Here is a 20,369-nt window from a genome sequence, read left to right as displayed (position 1 = left end):
AAGGCGAGCAGCATCACAGGAGCCCGATCGCATGACCGCCCCCCTCAAAGGCTACACCATCCTTGACCTGACCCACGTCCTGGCGGGCCCGTTTTGCACCATGACCCTCTCGGACCTTGGCGCCGACGTAATCAAGGTTGAGCCTCCGAAAACAGGCGATGACACACGTGCCTTTCCCCCCTTCAAGGACGGAAAATCGGCCTATTTCGCGGCCATAAACCATAGCAAGAAATCCATTGCCCTGAACCTGAAGGAAGACGGTGACAGACGGATCTTCGAGAAGCTGCTCGAGCGCGCCGACGTGGTCGTGGAAAACTATCGCCCCGGCGTGATGGAGCGGCTCGGCTACGGCTGGGATGATCTTCACGCTGCGTTTCCCAGGCTGGTCTACGGGGCGGTGTCCGGCTTTGGCCACACAGGACCCGACGCCAAGCGACCCGCCTACGACATGGTCGTGCAGGCACGGGGCGGCGTCATGTCGATCACCGGCGAGAAGGACCGTGAACCGGTGCGGGTTGGGGCCTCCATCGGCGATATCATAGCGGGCATGTATCTGACCCAGGGCATCCTTGCGGCCCTGATGGACCGCGACCGCACCGGCAAAGGCCGAAAAATCGACGTGGCCATGCTGGATTCCATCCTCGCCATTCTGGAACATGCGGTGGCGCTCACCACCACGACCGGAAAGGCGCCGGGGCCATCAGGCGCAAGGCACCCCTCGATCACGCCATTCGAAACCTTCCATGCGGCTGACGGGCTGTTCGTGATCGCCGCTGGCAACGACAAGCTTTTCGAAAAGCTCTGCATATGTCTGAACCTCCCGCTGTCGGACGACGAACGTTTTGCCACCAACCCGGCGCGCTGCGAAAATGCCCGCCTGCTGAAACGGTTGATCGAGGCCGTGACGCTCGACAACACCTGCGCCTTCTGGATTGCCAAGCTGACCGCAGCCGGCATCCCCACGGGCCCGATCCAGACCATCGATCAGGTTCTCAAGGACCCCCAGATCCTTGCCCGCAACATGGTCGTGGACGTCATGGATAAGAACGGACGACAAGCGTACAAGGCGGCAGGCAACCCCATCAAGATGACCGATGCCCCCGACCCGACCTCGCGCGCGCCAGCGCCGGATCTGGATGGCAACAGGGGTGAAATCCTGCGATGGCTCGAACAGGGCTAGGCGCGTCTGCTCAGCCTTTTCGGCGCCAGTCCCAGGACCCCCGGAGTATTTGCCCAAGCAGCGAAACATGCAAAACAAAGGACCGTTTTTTGGCCTAAAAGTTTTGTCATGGGGTTTTTGTCCGATATCGACTTAACGATCAATGTATGGTTCCGTCTATCTGATAGTATCTGATCCGCGATGTATCTTCCCATGGATACGGGTTCTCCATGGCGCCTGCGCAGGCTTCCCATTCTTTTTTGGTTGGGTTGGGAACCTCACTATAGGTTGCGCACTTTCTGCACTGTACTTGGAGCTCCACGGTAGACAAAATACCGGCAACGACGTCCCAATCATGCTCACATGTGTCTGGATCATCGGCCAGGATCGAAATGCGTTCAACTATGTAGGACGTCGATAGCCACGACTGCGGCACAAAGAGGCTGAGAGTAGCCAAGACTTTTTTCATCAATATCTTTCCTCACTGTTCAATTGCGTGAAGCGCACGGTGCCAAGATCATAACCGCATGAGATGACTTGTCTTCCCATGCACAGCTCGGAATTGATCTGTACTCACGAAAAACGGCAGCATGCGACAAAACTCAACCGTTTCTGTCACCGGCGATAACGACGGTTTTACGCGCCCCCCGGTCGTGAAGCGGCTTTCCCTTGCGTCTCAAACCGCTATGTTCCGCGACGAACGTGCAGGAGCCTCCCATGTCGCAAGACCCACTCGTCATTTTCACTCCCTCCGGCAAGCGCGGGCGCTTTGCTGTTGGCACGCCTGTGCTCACTGCCGCGCGGAAGCTGGGCGTGGACCTGGATTCCGTCTGTGGTGGGCGCGGGATTTGTTCGAAATGTCAGGTACAGCCGTCTTATGGTGACTTTTCGAAACATGGGGTCACTGTTGCCGACGACGCCCTGTCGCAGGTCAACGCCGTTGAGGACCGCTACGACCGCGTGCGGGGACTGAAGCCCGGGCGACGTCTGGGCTGTCAGGCAACGGTACAGCGCGATGTGGTGATCGACGTGCCGGCGGAGAGCCAGGTTCACCGGCAAGTGGTGCGCAAGGCGGCCTCGGCCAAGCCGATCATCATGGACCCGGCAACGCGGCTCTATTACATCGAAGTGGCCGAGCCGGACATGCATGATCCCACAGGCGATTTGCAGCGCATCAAACACGCGCTGGCCACGCAGTGGGAGATACCAGACGTCACTCTGTCTCCTGCCTTGCTGCCCGTGTTGCAAAAGGTGCTCCGCAAAGGCGGTTTCAAGATCACCGTGGCCTTGCACAAGACAGATGCGACTGCGGCTCCGCAGATCATCGCGCTGTGGCCCGGGCTGCATGAAAGCGGCCTGTACGGGCTGGCGATCGACCTGGGGTCGACCACCGTTGCGGCACATCTGGTGGACCTCGACACCGGTGAGGTGAAGGCATCCGCCGGGATCATGAACCCGCAGATCCGCTTTGGCGAGGACCTCATGTCGCGTGTGTCCTACGCCATGATGAACCCCGGCGGCGAGGTCGAGATGACCCGCGCGGTGCGCGAGGCCATCGACCAATTGACCCAAGACATCGCGGCTGATGCAGAGGTGGACACCAACCTCATCCTTGAGACGGTGTTTGTCTGCAATCCCGTCATGCACCACCTGTTGCTGGGTATTGATCCCGTGGAACTGGGCCAGGCGCCCTTTGCCCTCGCCACCTCGGATGCGCTGTCCCTGACCGCCCGTGATCTGGCCCTGACCGCCCTGCCCGCGGCCAGCCAGATCTATATCCTGCCCTGCATCGCGGGCCACGTCGGGGCCGATGCGGCTGCCGTAGCCCTGTCCGAGCAGCCCGGACAACAGGAGGAGCTGACGCTCGTGGTCGACGTGGGCACCAACGCCGAGATCCTGCTTGGCGACACCACACGCGTGCTCGCCTGCTCCTCGCCCACCGGGCCCGCTTTCGAGGGGGCGCAGATCAGTTCCGGCCAGCGGGCCGCTCCCGGTGCGATCGAGGCCATTCGCATTGATCCCGCCACCCGCGAACCACGCTTTCGTGTCATCGGCTGCGACCTTTGGTCGGATCAGGACGGCTTTGCCGAGGCCACCACGGCAACAGGGATCACTGGGATCTGTGGCTCCGGCATCATCGAGGCCGTGGCAGAAATGCGCATCGCCGGGTTGCTCGATCCATCCGGCCTGATCGGCTCGGCGGAGAAGACCGGGTCCGACCGATGCCTCGCCACGGGCCGCACCCACGAATACCTGATCTTCGACGGCACCGCCGAGGGCGGCCCGAAGATCACCGTCACCCAAGGGGACATCCGCGCCATTCAGCTGGCCAAATCGGCGCTCTATGCCGGCGCGCGCCTGCTGATGGACACCCGTGGCACCGATACGGTGGACAAGGTCGTGCTGGCAGGCGCCTTTGGCGCGCATATCTCGCCGCTGCACGCCATGGTGCTGGGCATGATCCCGGATGTGCCGCTTGAAAAAGTGACCAGCGCGGGCAATGCCGCCGGTCACGGCGCGCGCATCGCCCTGTGTTCACTGGCCGCGCGCCGCGAAGTGGAAACCATGGTGAAGCAGATCACCAAGGTCGAAACGGCCATCGAGCCGAAGTTTCAGGAGCATTTTGTCAACGCCAATGCGATCCCGCACGCGACGGACCCCTTTCCGAACCTGCTGACCCATGTGACGCTGCCGGATGTCAGCTTCAACAGCAACGGCGAGGACTCGGGCGGGCGTCGCAGACGGCGGCGTTAACCGTTTTCGAAGCGGGCGGCGCGGCGTCGCTGGCGCAGCTTGCGCTGCGCGACGCGGGCGTGCCGCTGCTCGGGACCACATCCATGTTTCTGGCAATCTGGTTTCCCATATCTCGCCGTTTTGTGCGCGCGCGACTGACCCATCCGGATATCGCCCGCGTTCATTCCCGCATTGATGCCACGGTTCACGAACTGGCGGATCACCTGATGAACCACCATGCGACTGTTCTGATCGACGTTCCTGTCTCCCCGCTGCCCGCCTTTGACGTGACGACCTGAAACGCTGCAATACCAGATCTCAGAATGCGTGTGCGCGCCGAAGCGGCGGACAATGCTGTCTGCATTGCCAGGACTTGTCGCCAAAATGCGCCTAATATTTGGCGATTAAGGTGGGTTGCCCTCAATCTTCGAACAGTTCGGACTGGCCTTCCCCGGCCTCCAGAGCATCTGCGTCGTCTTCGTCCTGTCCCGTGGCGGCCAACGGCGAGGGACGATTGTCCAGCAAACCAGCCGCGCGCAAATCAGCAAGGCCGGGCAGATCGCGCGCCGATTCCAGCCCGAAATGGTCGAGGAAAGCCTGCGTGACCACGAAGGTCACAGGCCGCCCGGGCGTCATTCGGCGGCGGCCAAAACGGATCCAATCCATCTCCAGCAGTTGATCGACCGTGCCACGAGATACGGCGACGCCACGGATTTCCTCGATCTCGGCGCGGGTGACCGGCTGGTGATAGGCGATGATCGCCAGTGTTTCGACCGCCGCGCGGGACAGCTTGCGCGTCTCCGTCACTTCGCGCTGCATCAGGTAGCCCAGATCCGCTGCGGTGCGGAACGCCCAGGCGTCGCCCACACGCACCACCTGCACCCCGCGTCCCTCGTACCGCTTGCGCAAGGAGACAAGCGCTTCTGCCGGATCGGACCCGTGCGGCATCCGGTCGCCCAACTCCTTGACGGTCACAGGGTCCGCCGTCGCAAAAAGGATCGCCTCAACCATGCGCTCCTGCTCCGCCATGGCCGGCGGCTCGAACAGGCTGTCGCGTGGGGCATTGTCCGTATCACTCATCGCGTGTCTCCGTCCGGCGCAACTGAATCGGGGCAAACAGATCCTCTTGCCGGATTTCCAGATGCCCTTCCTTTACCAATTGCAAGGAGGCCGCAAAAGTCGCTGCGGTGGCAGACCGCCACATGCCTTCTTCCTCGCCCCAACCAACCGGAAGGTATGAGGAAATATCCGTCCACGTTCCGGCGAACCCGATCATGCCCCGCATCCGCTCCAGCGCTTGTTCCATCGTAAATACCTTGTCGCGATCCATGACAAAGGGCCGAAACTCATCGCGCGTGCGCAGTCGGGCATAGCCTTGCATCAGGTCCAGAAGCGTCGCGGTGTAAACCACCTTGCGGGTGCGCTCCATCTCCTCCGGCAGGCCTCGGGCAAAGAAGTCGCGCCCCATCTGGTCACGCGCCATCAGCTTGGCGGCGGCCTCGCGCATGGCTTGCAACCGCTCCAGTTGGTAGGCCAGATGCGCGGCAAGCTCTTCGCCGGAGGGGCCGTCTTCTTCCGGATCGGGGGGCAACAGCAGGCGTGATTTCAAAAATGCCAGCCACGCGGCCATCACCAGATAATCCGCCGCCAGTTCGATGCGCAGCGTCTTTGCCTTGTCCACAAACGCCAGATACTGCTGCGCCAACGCCAACACGCTGATCTGCCGCAGGTCAACCTTTTGCGTCCGTGCCATGTTCAGCAGCAGATCCAGCGGCCCCTCAAAGCCGTCCACATCCACGACCAAAGCCTCCGCCGCCATCCGATCGGCGACAGAGATAGGCTCTTGCGGCTCTGGCTCTAGATCCTCGGCCATATGGCCCTTTCGCGGGTTGCGAGCGGTCAGGGATCGCTCAGGCGATCAAGCCGTCTAATTCCGCATTGAGCGCGTCAATGTCAACATCGTCGGGCGCGCGCCGGGCCGCCAGCGCGGCCTCTGCGCGGGTCTGCGCCGCATCCGACAACTCTCCGCAGCGCTCCCACAGGCCGCGCATCTCGCCCATGTCGCCATGGCAGTGCAAGACCACATCACATCCCGCCGCCAGTGCCGCGGCACCGCGTTCCGGGATAGTGCCGCTGAGCGCTTCCATATTGATGTCGTCGGTCATCAGAAGCCCGTCAAAGCCGATCTGCTGGCGGATCAGCTCCACCATGACCGGCGAAATAGTCGCCGGGCGCGGGTCGATCTGTTCGAACACCAGATGCGCAGACATGGCGAGCGGCACATCCTTCAACGCTCCAAAAGCCGCGAAATCCACCGCGTCCAGGTCAGAGCGCGCAGCCCCCACACGCGGCAATTCCTTGTGGCTGTCCAGCGTGCCAAGCCCATGTCCCGGCATATGTTTCATCACCGGCAGAACGCCCCCGGCCAGCAGCCCATCCACCACCGCGCGCCCGTGCCGAACCACGGTGTCCACGTCCGTGCCGTAACAGCGGTTGCGCAAAATGGCGTGCGTCTCATCGCGGGCCACGTCGAGTGTCGGGATGCAATTCCCATCAATGCCAAGCGCCCGCAGCCCATGCGCGATGATCCGAGCCCGCAGGTAAAACGCCCGCGCGCCGAGCGGGACATCCTCCAGCGGCGGACGAAACTCTCGCGCCAGCGGCGGACGCAGACGCTGCACCCGCCCGCCTTCCTGATCGATGAAAATCGGCGCGTCATGGCCCGCCGCCTGCCGCATCTCGTCACACAGCGCGCGGATCTGGTCGGCGTCGCTCAGGTTTCGGCCAAAAAGGATGAACCCAAACGGCCGCGCCTCGGCGAAAAAGCGTTTCTCGTCTTCGTTCAGCCGCTCCCCGACGCAGCCAAAGATGGCCGCGCCAAAGCGGCTCATCGTGTGACCACCGGGATGCAATCAACCTTTTCGGCCACAAAGGCCGCGCAGAACCGGCGCGCATCGGCCAGGTCGACAAACCCTTCGGCGCGCAGACGGAAGAAGGTGCGACCGCCGGATTGCGCCTTCTGGATCACGCGACCTTTGCCGTCGAGAAACTGACCAAAGCGCGCCTCCAGCCGGGTCCATTCGCTGCGCGCGGTTTCGGCGCTGTCAAAGGCACCGATCTGCACGAGGCGGGTGCCCGTGGGCAACGAGGCCGGATCAATCTCGCGCGTGGCGCTGGCCGCTGCCGCGACCGTGGCCGCATCCACCGGCCCCATGGAGGCAACCTGCATCCCCGAAGGACGCACACGCGGCCGCAACGAACGCCGGATGCCCGGACCCGCAAAGGGTGCGCTCTGAACGCTGTCGTCGTCCTCGAACTCTGCCCCGGCAGAACTCACATCCTGCGCATCCGCAAAGGGCGAGTCGGCGCTCGGTTCATACTCTTTCAACGGCGACAGAGGCTCGTTTTCAGCCGCAATCTGTGCCGCAAGCGTCAAGATCGCATCCTCCTCCGGCGATGCCGCCGTGGTGGAGGTCGAGATCTCGACTTGTTCAGCGGGGTCTTCGATCGGCTCCATCGAACCGGCGGCCACATCCTCGGCGGCCAATCCGGCAGGAACAGGCGCCAGCAACAACTGGTCCGCCGGTCCTTCGGTTGCGCCCAGGCCCGCCACCACATTCACCGCCAGACCTTGATGGTCCGCCAGCGTGCCACCGGGATCCTTCGGCGCCACACGCATGGGGCCGGCCACCGCCTGCACCACGGGCACGCCGCTGACATCACGCGCCAGGACACCGTAGCCCCAGACGCCAACGCCCACGACCAAAGCCAGCGACGCCGCAGCGCCCGCGACATTCGTCAACGATACAGGTCTTCCGACACTGTGAGATACGGGGGCACGATACCCCCTATCATAGGTGTAATCCGCCATCTCTGCCTCGTCTTCCCCCGTCGGATACATGCCCGAAAGGTGGTTCTGCTCGTGTAGACGCCCCGGCGGCGCGCTTTATTTCAGCGCATTTCCTCGACCGGAGTCACGCCCAAGATACCAAGGCCGGCGGAAATCACAACCGCCGTGGCGCGTGCCAGTGCGATTTTTGACTGTGTTGCCTGAGGTGTGTCCTGAATGAACCGCAAGGACGGCGTGTCGTTGCCCGCGTTCCACAGCCCATGCAGGTCTGCGGCGAGTTCCGAGAGGTAAGTCGCGATGCGATGCGGCTCATGGGTGCGCGCGGCGATTTCCACCAGACGCGGCCATTCCGCCAGCTTTCCCACCAGGGCCAGCTCGGAGGCGTGGGTCAGACCGGACAGATCCTGCTGCGCCAATGTCGCGTCCGACACGTCGATGCCCTCGGCGCGTGCCTTGCGCAGCACGGAACAGATCCGCGCATGGGCATATTGCACGTAGAACACCGGGTTTTCCTTGGACTGTTCGACCACCTTGTCAAAGTCGAAGTCCAGCGGCGCATCGGATTTCCGCGTCAGCATGTGAAAGCGCGCCACATCGGGGCCGACCATGTCCACCAGATCCCGCAGGGTGATGAACGTCCCGGCCCGCTTCGACATCTTGAAGGGTTCGCCGTTCTTGAACAGCTTCACCAGCTGAATCAGCTTGATATCCAGCGGCACGCGGTCATCGGACAGCGCCTTGACCACGGCCTTCAGCCGCTTGACGTAGCCGCCGTGATCTGCCCCGAAGACGTCGATCAGCAGGTCATAGCCGCGCTGCACCTTGTCATAGTGGTAGGCGATATCGGGCGCGAAATAGGCCCATGACCCATCGGATTTGGCCACGGGGCGATCCTCGTCATCGCCAAAGTCGGTGGATTTGAACAGCCACTGCTCGCGCTCTTCCCAATCCTCATCGGCCTTGCCCTTCGGTTTGGGCAAAGTACCTCTGTAGACCAGTCCGTCTAGCTTGAGCCGGTCAATGATCTCTTCGATCCGGCCGGTGCCATACAGCGACTTCTCGGAAAAGAAGCGGTCCATCTTAACGCCAAGCGCGCCAAGATCGTCACGGATCAGGTCCATCATCGCGTCGGTGGCAAAGACGCGCACATCCGCCAGCCAGACGTCTTCGGGCTGGTCAAGGTAATCCTCCCCGACCTTATCCTTCAGCGCAGCGCCCACGTCCTTCAGGTAGTCGCCGGGATAGGTGCCATCGGGGAATTCCACATCCTGACCGTGTGCCTCCAGGTAGCGCAAGTACACCGACCGTGCGAGGACATCGACCTGCGCGCCGCCATCGTTGATGTAATACTCACGCGTCACGTCATAGCCCGCATAGGCCAGCAGCGATGCCATGGCATCGCCAACAATCGCGCCACGCGCGTGCCCCACGTGCATCGGCCCTGTGGGGTTGGCGGAAACATATTCGACGTTGACCTTCTCGCCCTGCCCCATCTCAGAGCGGCCAAAGGCGGTTCCGGCGGTCAGCACCATGCCCGGCACGCCCTGCCAGACGGCCTGCTCCAACCGCAGGTTAAGGAAACCCGGCCCGGCCACCTCTGCCGTTGCAATCCGGTCGTCGGCCACCAGCTTGGCGGCCAACGCCTCGGCAATATCGCGCGGCTTCAGCTTGGCCGGTTTCGCCAACACCATGGCAGCATTGGTCGCCATATCCCCATGCAAGGGATCGCGCGGCGGCTCCGTTGTGACGGCGGCGGTGTTCAAGCCCTCGGGCAAGACACCATCGCGGGTCAGATCAGCAATCGCGTCGAGGACAACGGCACGGATATCGGCAAAGAGGTTCATCGGTCAGCTCCAAAGATTGCGCCTCCTGTACCATGCCCGCCGCCGGATTCAACCGGTCGCGGGACCGCCCTTGCTGCTGACCGGCGCGGCGTTGCCCTGCCCAGCCACCCTGGCGGCTTTCGCCTCCTTGGCTTCGTCGCCATTCTTGCGTTCGGCGCGGGCCGGTCCGATGGACAGGATCTTCATCCCTTCACGGTCAGACGGATCTTCCCCGGGATCGAGAAAGTGCAAACGCCCGCCCGGTCCCAGCTCGGCAAGTGCAATGGCATCCGGCAGCTGCTTGCGCCACTGCTCCAGCCGCCATTCCTCAGACAGGGTCGAGACACGGAACTCATGCTCGCCCGCGATCTGCGCGTTGGCCTCCATGAAGGTCAGCTCCTGCGCCAGGGGCCGCCCGCCCAGCGTCGCCGGCAAGGCGTGGCGCGAGCTCGCCTGCTTGACCCGCTTCAACTGAAACACGTTCTCGCGACCGAATTCCGGCGCAAGGTCGGTGGCCACCAGCGTATTGTAGGGATCGTTTTCCGAAGCGCAGATCAGCTTTTCATAGGCCATCAGCTCGACCCGCTCCTCCGCCGCCTCAGACAGGATATCGCCAAAGAAAGTCGGCACGCCTGCATCGCGCGCGTTGCGCAGGCGGGCGTGGTTGGTGTCGGCGATCATCACCGGCAGTTCCATCTTCTCCAACGCCTTGGCCAGCTCCACCGACCAGCGCGACCCACCAAGGATCAGCACCCCGGGCTTTTCGCCCGCGCTCAGACCCAAGGCACGGGCGAAGGGAGACAGCGTAAACCCGTGCAGGACCACCGTCGCCGCCACAAGAACAAAGGCCAGCGGCGCAATGCGCTCCGCATCCGTGATGCCAAGCCCCGCAAGACGGTCCCCGAACAATCCCGCAACAGCCACGAGAACCACGCCACGCGGCCCGGTGAAGGCCACGAGAAACCGTTCTTTCCACGGCACATTGGTCAGCGCGAGCGCGATCAACACCGGCAAGGGCCGCGCAATCAGGATCACCGCCGCCACAAAGACCAGCGCGCGCCAGTCGAGGATCATCAGCCGCTCGAACGACATGCCAGCCGCCAGCAGGATGAAAACGCCCGACACCAACAGCACCGTTGCGTGCTCCTTGAAGCGGTAGAGCTCGGTAAAGGACGGCAGCCCGGCGTTTGCGATCCAGATCCCCATCAGCGTCACGGCCAGCAGGCCGCTTTCATGCAGAACCGAATCTGACAGCGCGAAAACGCCAAGCAAAACAACGAACAAGACCGGGACCTTCATGTATTCCGGCACCCAGCCGCGCTTGAACGCCGTGGCCATCCCCCAACCTGCGGCAAGGCCCAGAGCCGTCGCAATACCGATCCCGATCGCCAGCTGCTGGACCGCATGGCCCGCGCCGGTGGCGGTCTGCAGGACGACGACCACCTCGAACGCAAGGACTGCGGCCAGCGCGCCGACCGGATCGTTGACGATCGCTTCCCACTGCAACAGCGCGGCGGGGCGGCGCGACAGCTTGGCCTGACGCAGCAGCGGCGCAATCACCGTCGGCCCGGTGACGATCATGATACCGCCAAACACCGCAGAAGATTCCCAGCTTAATCCGGCCACGAAATGCAATGCGCAGGCCGAAGCCAGCCAGCCCAGAGGCCCGCCGATGAACACCAGCCGCCGCACGCCTTTGGCCGCGTCGCTGAGCGAGTGGAAATCCAGCGTCAAACCGCCCTCAAAGAGGATAATGGCCACCGCGATGGCGATCATGGGTTGCAGCATGTCACCGAATTGCGCCGCCGGGTCCAACACGCCAAGAACCGGCCCGACGATCAGACCCGCCGCCAGCATCAGCACGATGGCCGGCAGCCTTAGCCGCCACGCGATCCACTGCCCACCGACGCCAAGCGCCCCAACCAATGCAAAGGCAAGGACCGGGTCCAAAACGCCCGCCGCCGTTTCCGCTGTTGCCATGTCACTCTCCAAAAGTCATCTGACTGCACTTAGGTCTGTTCCGGTGTCCAGTCGACAGCGGAAACGCTTTTAGTGCCACAGCAACCAAGAATACGCGTGGCGCACATCAGATTTACGGCGAGGTCACCGCCGCGAAAGCGGCGTTTCCCCCAATCCGTCAAGAATGTCGCGCCCGGTCAGTTCGGCATGGTGTTGCAAGGCAAACCGGTCCGTCATGCCCGCGACATAATCCGCCACCAGCCGTGCAAGCGCCGCCTGCCCCTGCGCCCGCGCCACATCGCCTTGCCAACGCTGCGGCAACAGCGACGGGTCCGCCATGTAGATCGGGAACAGCTCGTTCAGCGCCTGGTTCACCCGCTCCCGCACCGCCATCACGTTGGGCGCACGGTACATCCGCGTGAACAGAAAATGGCGGATCTCTTTCAGTTCGGCAAAGCGCGTGTCAGAAAACGCGATCACCGGACGCCCGAGGTCCCGGATGTCCTGCGCCGATTGCGCACCGCTGTCCTTCAGCAGTTGCCGCGATGTGTCGATCAGGTCCACAACCATGATCCCGAACACCCGCCGCAGCGCCTCGTGCCGCCGTCGATAGGGGTCCGTGTCCGGATAAAGACGATCCACCTCGGCATAGGACTCTGCCACCATCGGCAGGTCGCGGATCTCCCCTTCGGTGAAAAGCCCTGCGCGAAGACCGTCGTGTAAGTCATGGTTATTGTACGCAATATCATCAGACAGCGCCGCCACCTGCGCCTCTGCACTCGCATGGGTGTGCAGCTCCAGGTCGTGCTTGCGGTTGTACTCGGACAGCGCGTAGGGAATGTCACCCACCACCGGCCCATTGTGCTTTGCGATCCCTTCGAGCGTGTCCCACGTCAGGTTCAGACCGTCGAATTCCGCATAGTGGCGCTCAAGCGAGGTCACGATCCGCACCGTCTGCGCATTGTGATCGAAGCCACCGTAGGGCGTCATCAGCGCATCCAGCGCGTCCTCGCCGGTGTGGCCAAAAGGCGTGTGGCCAAGGTCATGCGCCAGGGCCACGGCCTCCGCCAGATCCACATCCAACCCCAGAGTGTTGGAAATCGTCCGCGCCACCTGCGCGACCTCTATGGAATGGGTCAGCCGCGTGCGGTAGAAATCGCCCTCGTGTTCGACAAAGACCTGCGTCTTGTGCTTCAACCGCCGAAAGGCGCTGGAATGGATGATGCGGTCCCGGTCCCGTTGAAAACACGACCGATGCGCGCTTTCATCTTCGGGAAACAGCCGCCCACGCGACTGCGAGGGGTCACATGCGAATGTCTCGCTCATGCGGTGTGCCTTCGGCTGATGTCTTTCGCCGCACCACATAGCTGTCGCGGGTTAAGGAAACAACCGCAGCGGTTGGAACTGCACGATCCCTTGTCCCGCGCGCCGGGATTCCCTACATAAAGGGTCAGTTGAAAAGGATCACACCCATGAACCTGCCCCCCTCCGTGACACCACGCGCCTTTGAACGCCTCTCCGAAATTGGCGCGGCCGATCAGGGTATGGCCCTGCGCGTCGCAGTCGAAGGCGGCGGCTGCTCCGGCTTTCAATACGACATCAAGCTCGACGCACCGGGCGCCGACGATCTGGTGATCGCCGAAGGCACCGAAAAGGTCGTTGTCGATCCGATCTCCCTGCCCTTCCTCGCAGGTGCCGTGATCGACTTTGCCGACGAGCTGATCGGCGCGCGCTTCACCATCGAGAACCCGAACGCCACCAGCTCCTGCGGCTGCGGCACGTCTTTCTCCATCTGACCGACGCGAAGGCATCGCGGCGACTTGACCTTGGCGGCCAAACGCGGTCTCCCTGCGCCGACCTGACAGCGAACCGAGGCCGCCCATGAAAATCGCCACATTCAACATCAACGGCATCAAGGCCCGGCTCGAAACCTTTACGTCGTGGCTCGAATCCGCGCAGCCCGACGTCGTCCTCTGCCAGGAGATCAAGTCCGTCGACGAGGCCTTCCCCCGCCAGCCGATCGAAGACCTCGGCTACAACGTGGAAACCCACGGCCAGAAGGGCTTCAACGGCGTGGCCATCGTCTCCAAGCTGCCGTTGGAGGACATCTCTCGCGGCCTGCCCGGTGATGACAGCGACGAACAGGCCCGCTGGATCGAGGCCACCGTGGTTGGCGATCACACCGCCGTGCGCCTGTGCGGGTTGTACCTGCCCAACGGCAACCCGGTCGATTTCGACGCCGACGGTCAGCCGATCCGCGACGGCAAATACGGCTACAAACTCGACTGGATGGACCGGCTGCACGCCCGCGCCAAGGTCTTGATGGCCGAAGAAATGCCCGCTCTCATGGGCGGCGATTACAACATCATTCCGCAGTCAGAGGACGCCGCAAATCCCAAAGCATGGGAGAAAGACGCGCTGTTCCTGCCCACCTCGCGGCAAGCCTTTCGCGCCATCCTGAACGAAGGCTTCACCGAAGCCTTCCGCGCCCGCACGCAAGCGCCCGGCCACTATTCCTTCTGGGATTATCAAGCCAACAGCTGGGAGCGCAACAACGGCATCCGCATCGACCATTTCCTGCTGACGCCGCAATGTGCCGACCTCATGACCGACTGCTGGATCGAAAGAGATGTGCGCGCCATGACCAAGCCCTCCGACCACGTACCGGTCTGGATCGAACTGGACGCCTGACACGCCGCCGTTGCCCGTAAGCGGGACGATTCTCCCGTGGTGCGCGCGGCTGTGCCCGCTTCGCACCTTGAACCCCCGCGCCGAAACCCCTAATTTCTGACCAAAGACCTCAGTAAACAGGGACCTCGCCATATGCCGATCCACGCTCAGGACCTCGAAGCCCTGCTCCGCCAGTCCTTTCCCGACGCCAAGATCGCGGTCGAAGGCGATGACGGAGTTCACATGTCCGCCATGGTGATCGACGAAAGCTTTCGTGGAAAAAACCGTGTGCAGCAACAGCGTGCCGTCTATGCCGCGCTGAAGGGCAAGATGGACGGCAACTCTGCCGAACTCCACGCCCTCGCGCTCACCACCAAAGCGCCGGACTGAGACCACTCATGGGCTTCCTCTCGGACACATGGCCATTTTTCGGGGCAATGGCCCTCGTCGGTGTTATCATATGGGGCGCCCTGCAACCCTACATCCGCCAAGACCGCAAACGGCGGCAGGCTCAGGAGAACCAAGATGACTGACACGAAAACCCGTATCGAAGACACCGTAAAGACCAACGACGTTGTGCTTTTCATGAAGGGCAACAAGCAGATGCCGCAGTGTGGTTTCTCGCAGCGCGTCGCCGGTGTGCTGAACTACATGGGCGTGGATTTCCACGACGTGAACGTGCTTGCGGACGAGGACATCCGCCAGGGGATCAAGACCTACTCCGATTGGCCCACCATCCCGCAGCTTTATGTCAAAGGTGAATTCGTCGGCGGCTGTGACATCATCACGGAGATGACCCTGTCCGGCGAACTCGACACGCTCTTTACCGACAACGGCATCTCCTTCAACCAGGACGCTGCCGACAAGATCCGCGAAGCCAACGGCTAAGCCGGCCTGCGCTGATTTTTCTAAAAACGACACGGGGCGGGAGAATTCCCGCCCTTTTCAATTTCGTGGGCCGTCTGGGCGCACAACCTGATTTTCACAGCAAGCGGCCGAATTTTTGCGAAGGCTGGCAAGCGGTTACGACGTTCTTAACTACGAAGTTCGCGTTTCACTCACATCGTTTTCACGCAAAAGCAGTGCTATTTACGATCTCCCGAATGCAATTTTCGCCTGATCCGTGTAGCGATAGACACACGTTTCATTCATTCCATTTCAGGATGTCGATATGCTTTCATTTGCATTACGCGGCCTTGGCCGCACCCTCATTCTATTGTCATTGGTGACGGCCATTGCCTCGCCCACATTTGCACAGGACACGCCGGACCCAAAGGATCCGGAAGCCACAAGCCCCTGCGACACCGTCCGCGCCGAATTGACCAAGGTCACCGCCGCAATCGTCGAAAACGAGGCGCAACGATCTACTGTTTGCGGAGAAATGCGTCTGTGCAAGCAGGACGCCAGACTGTCCAAGCGCACGTGCAAGATGGATGCACGCACCGCCAAATTCGCCTGTATCCAGGATTGCAAGACATTGTCCGGGCGGGACAAACGCCTTTGCAAGCGCCAGTGCCGCGACGAGAAACGCATGGCCCGCTTCGACTGCCGCAAGATCAAATCCGAAGCAGTGCTGGAGTGCCGCGAGGAAAACACCGAATGCCGCACGCTGCGCCGGGAGATGGTCACACTCAGCTTTCAGGCCGCCGCGTTGAGCGAAGACCTTTACGCCTGCATCAATGAACTCCAGGAGCCGGCGAACGAAGCTGACAAAGAAGATATGGAAGACGCACGCTCATTAGACCAATAACAAGCGTGACGACCAAACACGCGAGACCGTCTTTTTCGGCGGTCTCGTTATCATTTGTACGGGCGAAGCCGTCTCAGGCGCGCAGTTTTTCGTCCACGATCTCGGCCAGTGACTCCGTGCGGGCGGCGATATCGGCCAGCGCGTCGCTCACGGTGGACGGAATCACCGGGACTTCGACGCGCTCCGGCTCGGGCTTTGGCGCGGATTTCAGCGCCTCGACCTCGGCGCGCAACGCCTGCATCTGCCCCTCGGCCTCGCGCAGCTTTTCTTCCAGACCTGCGGTTTTATCCGCCAGCATCAGTCCCGCCATCAGCAACATGCGGCCTTCGGGGATGCGGCCGATCTGTTCGACCAGGACCTGCGCCTCGGCATCCAGAAGTGCCGCCGCCGACTGCAAAAAGGCTTGCTCCCCTTCCTGGCAGGCGACCTGAAAGACGCGCTCACCGATATGGATGTCCACTTCGATCTGGCTCATGCGTTCACCTCATTGTCACGATTGGCCCCGGCTTCGGCCAGCAGCGGCTCCAGCGTGTGCAGCAGGGCCTCCGCCTCGGCTGCATCCACCGCGCGGCTCGCACGCATGGCCTCCAGCTCCGCGGCCAGAGCTTTGTTGATCAGCTGCGTGTCGCCGACGCCCATGGCGTTGGCCTCGCGCAGGGCTGTGTTGCTTTCGGCAAGCGTGGCATTGGCCGCCCGCAGACGCTGCACCTCGGTGTCCAGCGCCTCGATGACATTTGCATCCGCGGCAACCGGGGCTTCCGCCGGCGCACCTGACACCATCTTGTCCTTCAGGTGGCGCATCCGTTCCGTAAGTTGCGCATTGGCGAGTTTCTCATCTTCCAATGCCTCACGCACCAACCGCAATTCATCTTCGATCCGCGCCCACTCTTCGGAGGGGATCTCTGCCGGGTCGGCCTCGGGCGCCTGTGCGGCGCTGGCGGCAATGGCGGCCTGGGCCTCGGCACGCACGGCGGCAAGCGCGGCCTCATGGGCCTCGCCCGCCTGCTCAAGAGCCGTTTCCACGGCCGCGGCAATCGCCTCTTCCTGCGCGGCGGTGGCCTCGTCGCGCGCATTGGCCAATGCGGCCTCCTGCGCCTCCGCCGCCTCCTGGCGCGCCGCCTCCACAGCAGTCTCCAGGGAAGCCACAGCGTTTTCCTGTGCATCGACCAAGGCGGCCTCTGCCGCGGTCAACTTCTGTTGCAGCGCCTCGATCTCTGCCGTGTCCGCGCCGGGTTGATAGCTTTCCAGCCCCTGCCCGATGCGGTCGAGCGCGCGCATGATCCGCGCCTGCATGTCGTCGATCTGGGTCATGTGCCCTCTCGCCCCTCGTAATCCCTTGACCCTTGCCATCCTGATTCCGATGCGAATCAGCCCTGGGTCATTTTGCAATAACTTTATCAAGGGACCTTAGCAAATGCGCCCCCTTTTGATCACAACACCTTAGACGGCGGCTTTCATCCGGTTTTGCGCCACATGTGAGCGCAAACCTTGCCTTTCGGCCATTCGCTGTTAAGGAAACGGCAAACATTGCAAACCAAGGAACATCACGGTGGATATCCAAGAGCTTCGCACCCGCAATCCGGAACACTGGATGCGCTCGACCGCGATCCGGGCCCTGGCGCTCGACGCCGTCGCAAAGGCCAACTCCGGCCACACCGGCATGCCCATCGGCATGGCGGACGTTGCGACCGTCCTGTTTTCAAAGCACCTCAAGTTCGACGCAAAGACCCCCGGCTGGCACGACCGCGACCGGTTCATCCTGTCTGCGGGCCACGGCTCCATGCTGATCTATTCGCTGCTGTATCTCTGCGGCGACGAAGAAGTCACACTCGACCAGATCAAGAACTTCCGCCAGTCCGGTGCAAAGACCGCCGGCCACCCGGAAAACTTCCTGCTCAAGGCCGTGGAAACCACCACAGGCCCGCTGGGTCAGGGCATCTCCAACTCCGTCGGCTTTGCCATGGCAGAGGAAATGCTGCGCGGTCGGTTCGGCAAGAAGCTTGTCGACCACCACACCTATGTCATCGCCGGTGACGGTTGCCTGATGGAGGGCGTCAGCCAGGAAGCCATTGCCATCGCGGGCCGCCACGAGCTGTCCAAGCTGATCGTTTTCTGGGACAACAACGACATCACCATCGACGGCAAGGTGTCCCTGTCCGACAAGACCGATCAGGTGATGCGCTTCAAAGCGGCGCAATGGCACGTTCAGGAAATCGACGGCCACGATCCCGAAGCCATCGACGCCGCCATCGAGGCCGCCAAGAAGTCCAACAAGCCGTCCATGATCGCCTGCAAGACGCACATCGCGTTGGGCCACGCGGCTCAGGACACATCCAAAGGTCACGGCGCGCTCACCAATGATGAGCAGAACGTCGCCGCCAAGGACGCCTGGGGCTGGACCACAGGCCCGTTCGAGGTGCCCGCAGATGTAAAATCCTGGTGGGAAGACGTCGGCACCCGTGGCGCGGCGGACCGCACCGAATGGGAAGGCCGTCTGGCCGAGGCCAGCGAATCCCGCCAAAAGGAATTCGAACGCTGCATGACCGGCGAGACGCCCAAGAAGCTGTCCGCAACGATCAAAGCGCTGAAAAAGCAGCTGTCCGAAACACAGCCAAAGGTTGCGACCCGCAAGGCGTCGGAAACGGCCCTCGAAGTCATCAACCCGATCATGCCGGAAACCATCGGTGGCTCGGCGGACCTGACCGGCTCCAACAACACGCTGACCGGCGACATGGGCGTCTTTGACACCGACAACCGCAAGGGCCGCTACGTCTACTGGGGCATCCGCGAGCACGGCATGGCCGCCGCCATGAACGGCATCGGTCTGCACGGCGGTCTGCGCCCCTACGGCGGCACCTTCATGGCCTTCACCGACTACGCGCGCCCTGCCATGCGCCTGGCCGCACTGATGAAGACCCCGACCATCTTCGTGATGACCCACGACTCCATCGGTCTGGGCGAAGACGGCCCGACACACCAGCCGGTCGAACACCTCGCGATCTCGCGCGCCACGCCGAACACCCTTGTCTTCCGCCCTGCGGACGCCGTGGAAACCGCCGAGGCCTGGGAAGTTGCGCTGAACCAGACGGCGACGCCTTCCGTTCTGTCGCTGACCCGCCAGAACCTGCCCACCGTCCGCACCGAGCACAAGACCGCCAACCTCACCGAGAAAGGCGCCTACGTGCTGGCCGAGGCAGAGGGCAAGCGTCAGGTGATCCTGATGGCGACCGGCTCCGAGGTGGAAATCGCTCTGGCCGCGCGCGACGCCCTGCAGGCCGAAGGCATCGGCACTCGCGTTGTCTCCATGCCCTGCATCGAGCTGTTCGAGCAACAGGACGAAGCTTACCGCCGCAAGGTTCTGCCAGCGGGTCCGGTGCGCGTCGCCGTCGAAGCCGCCGTGCAGTTCGGTTGGGACAAGTGGCTGTTCTCCGAGCGTGGCAAGCGTGACAAGGGCGCCTTTGTCGGCATGCCCGGCTTTGGGGCCTCCGCGCCTGCGGATGAGCTTTACGAGAAGTTCGGCATCACCGCCGAGGCTGTGACCGCCGCCGCCAAGGGTCTTCTCTGACCCAAGCGTGACCGCGCAAAGACAATATCAACAGGCCTCCGCCCCGGCGGGGGCCTGTTGCATTTCAAGGACCCCCAGATCGACTGGCTGCCAATCGCTCGCCCTGGTGCGGATCGCTGTCACGCCACCCAGCCCTCCGCCTTCGTCAATCGACCGGATTGGCGGCATGGACTCTCACCGGAAACACGACAAAAGTTCACAACTCGGTGTGGTGTGTTCAGGGAATTTTAACACTTTAGATTGCTTTACAAGAATACAACACAACCAAAGGTAAAGTAACCTTTTGAAATTCTTGGTCAATCCGCGCTTGTTAGTCTTAAATTAATCTTTGTAAGGTGAACTAAGGTGAACGCGGAGAGAATGAATGCCCAAGCAGGATCGGATCATCGACGTTATGGCCGCCGACACACCAGAGTATCCGCGCCGACATCAAACGCGCCGCCTCGCCTCGGTCTCCCGACTCAAGATGGAACCGGCCCGACGCAATCTGATCAATTATGCTGAAGTGGGCTTTCGCTCCATCGCCACAAACCCCGGGAACGTCGTCTCTTCTTGCCAGAAACGGAAAGAATATCGACGCGATCAGAAGGGCGAGCGCTGGCTTGAAGAAATTCCCCCGCCATCATCAACCCTTTTTTCAAGCGAGCCTGACATGACATCAGGCACCCTTACTGGCACAAATTATACTCCGGCGCCTTGTTCAACAGATCCCGCACGCGCCACGGACCCGAACAACGACGATCTGGTTCTCAAGACCTGGTGGGTTTTCCCTTTTGCGATCCTAGGCGGTCTCATCTGGGTGCTTATCGCGGTCTTGCTCACGCGCCTCATCTAAGCTCGCGGCACTTCGCAAGCCTGCA

General features: G+C 62.3%; 19 protein-coding genes. 10 read left to right on the top strand and 9 right to left on the bottom strand.

From position 1 onward, the window contains the following. Window positions 1-31 precede the first annotated feature (31 nt). From GGQ68_RS06760 to GGQ68_RS06750, 3 genes are all read left to right on the top strand, one after another. Window positions 32-1,180, top strand: a complete 1,149-nt coding sequence (locus GGQ68_RS06760) for a CaiB/BaiF CoA transferase family protein (protein WP_183964293.1) — start codon at window positions 32-34, stop codon at window positions 1,178-1,180. Between the two features lie 696 nt (window positions 1,181-1,876). Continuing rightward, complete coding sequence (locus tag GGQ68_RS06755; RefSeq protein WP_183964291.1) at window positions 1,877-3,913, top strand: ASKHA domain-containing protein; 2,037 nt, start codon at window positions 1,877-1,879, stop codon at window positions 3,911-3,913. An 83-nt stretch (window positions 3,914-3,996) separates the two neighbouring features. After that, entirely contained in the window at window positions 3,997-4,191 is a 195-nt protein-coding gene (locus GGQ68_RS06750; RefSeq protein WP_183964289.1) for a hypothetical protein, read from the top strand. A gap of 121 nt (window positions 4,192-4,312) precedes the next feature. On the opposite strand, the gene scpB is transcribed toward GGQ68_RS06750, so the two are convergent. From scpB to GGQ68_RS06715, 7 genes are all read right to left on the bottom strand, one after another. Further along, window positions 4,313-4,972, bottom strand: a complete 660-nt coding sequence (gene scpB, locus GGQ68_RS06745; protein WP_183964287.1) for an SMC-Scp complex subunit ScpB — start codon at window positions 4,970-4,972, stop codon at window positions 4,313-4,315. Continuing rightward, the gene (locus GGQ68_RS06740; protein ID WP_183964285.1) at window positions 4,965-5,765 is read right to left on the bottom strand and encodes a segregation and condensation protein A; all 801 of its coding nucleotides are present in this window, start codon (window positions 5,763-5,765) and stop codon (window positions 4,965-4,967) included. Before GGQ68_RS06740 ends, scpB begins: the two co-directional genes overlap by 8 nt. A gap of 37 nt (window positions 5,766-5,802) precedes the next feature. Continuing rightward, window positions 5,803-6,783: a glycoside hydrolase family 3 protein gene (locus GGQ68_RS06735; protein ID WP_183964283.1), complete on the bottom strand. Its 981-nt coding sequence runs from the start codon at window positions 6,781-6,783 to the stop codon at window positions 5,803-5,805. After that, window positions 6,780-7,793 (bottom strand): SPOR domain-containing protein, encoded by a 1,014-nt coding sequence (locus GGQ68_RS06730; protein ID WP_246429290.1) that lies wholly within the window; start codon window positions 7,791-7,793, stop codon window positions 6,780-6,782. Before GGQ68_RS06730 ends, GGQ68_RS06735 begins: the two co-directional genes overlap by 4 nt. A gap of 50 nt (window positions 7,794-7,843) precedes the next feature. Next, window positions 7,844-9,586, bottom strand: a complete 1,743-nt coding sequence (gene argS / locus GGQ68_RS06725) for an arginine--tRNA ligase (protein ID WP_183964281.1) — start codon at window positions 9,584-9,586, stop codon at window positions 7,844-7,846. A 48-nt stretch (window positions 9,587-9,634) separates the two neighbouring features. Continuing rightward, window positions 9,635-11,545, bottom strand: coding sequence for a cation:proton antiporter (locus tag GGQ68_RS06720; RefSeq protein ID WP_183964279.1), 1,911 nt, complete (start codon window positions 11,543-11,545; stop codon window positions 9,635-9,637). Window positions 11,546-11,668: 123 nt separating this feature from the next. Further along, window positions 11,669-12,850, bottom strand: coding sequence for a deoxyguanosinetriphosphate triphosphohydrolase (locus GGQ68_RS06715; RefSeq protein ID WP_183964278.1), 1,182 nt, complete (start codon window positions 12,848-12,850; stop codon window positions 11,669-11,671). 146 nt (window positions 12,851-12,996) lie between these two features. Here GGQ68_RS06715 and GGQ68_RS06710 point away from each other — a divergent pair, with 146 nt between their 5' ends. From GGQ68_RS06710 to GGQ68_RS06690, 5 genes are all read left to right on the top strand, one after another. After that, a complete protein-coding gene (locus GGQ68_RS06710; protein WP_183964277.1) occupies window positions 12,997-13,320 on the top strand; it encodes a HesB/IscA family protein in 324 nt (107 codons plus the stop codon). Window positions 13,321-13,405: 85 nt separating this feature from the next. After that, window positions 13,406-14,215, top strand: a complete 810-nt coding sequence (gene xth, locus GGQ68_RS06705) for an exodeoxyribonuclease III (RefSeq protein ID WP_183964276.1) — start codon at window positions 13,406-13,408, stop codon at window positions 14,213-14,215. A 132-nt stretch (window positions 14,216-14,347) separates the two neighbouring features. After that, window positions 14,348-14,584, top strand: coding sequence for a BolA/IbaG family iron-sulfur metabolism protein (locus GGQ68_RS06700; RefSeq protein ID WP_183964275.1), 237 nt, complete (start codon window positions 14,348-14,350; stop codon window positions 14,582-14,584). 135 nt (window positions 14,585-14,719) lie between these two features. Beyond that, window positions 14,720-15,082: a Grx4 family monothiol glutaredoxin gene (gene grxD, locus GGQ68_RS06695; RefSeq protein WP_183964274.1), complete on the top strand. Its 363-nt coding sequence runs from the start codon at window positions 14,720-14,722 to the stop codon at window positions 15,080-15,082. Between the two features lie 283 nt (window positions 15,083-15,365). Further along, complete coding sequence (locus tag GGQ68_RS06690; protein WP_183964273.1) at window positions 15,366-15,944, top strand: hypothetical protein; 579 nt, start codon at window positions 15,366-15,368, stop codon at window positions 15,942-15,944. A 73-nt stretch (window positions 15,945-16,017) separates the two neighbouring features. Here GGQ68_RS06690 and GGQ68_RS06685 read toward each other — a convergent pair whose 3' ends face one another. Both GGQ68_RS06685 and GGQ68_RS06680 read right to left on the bottom strand, forming a co-directional pair. Continuing rightward, on the bottom strand, window positions 16,018-16,419 hold the full coding sequence (locus tag GGQ68_RS06685) for a cell division protein ZapA (protein WP_183964272.1): 402 nt from the start codon (window positions 16,417-16,419) through the stop codon (window positions 16,018-16,020). Beyond that, on the bottom strand, window positions 16,416-17,255 hold the full coding sequence (locus GGQ68_RS06680; RefSeq protein ID WP_183964271.1) for a hypothetical protein: 840 nt from the start codon (window positions 17,253-17,255) through the stop codon (window positions 16,416-16,418). Before GGQ68_RS06680 ends, GGQ68_RS06685 begins: the two co-directional genes overlap by 4 nt. A gap of 238 nt (window positions 17,256-17,493) precedes the next feature. Between GGQ68_RS06680 and tkt the strand changes: the two genes are divergently transcribed. Further along, entirely contained in the window at window positions 17,494-19,509 is a 2,016-nt protein-coding gene (tkt, locus tag GGQ68_RS06675; protein ID WP_183964269.1) for a transketolase, read from the top strand. A 364-nt stretch (window positions 19,510-19,873) separates the two neighbouring features. After that, window positions 19,874-20,344, top strand: coding sequence for a hypothetical protein (locus tag GGQ68_RS06670; protein ID WP_183964267.1), 471 nt, complete (start codon window positions 19,874-19,876; stop codon window positions 20,342-20,344). The last annotated feature ends 25 nt before the right edge of the window (window positions 20,345-20,369 follow it).

This window comes from Sagittula marina (genome assembly GCF_014196795.1).
Taxonomy (GTDB): Bacteria; Pseudomonadota; Alphaproteobacteria; order Rhodobacterales; family Rhodobacteraceae; genus Sagittula; species Sagittula marina.
This window is presented reverse-complemented; position numbering and strand designations above follow the sequence as displayed.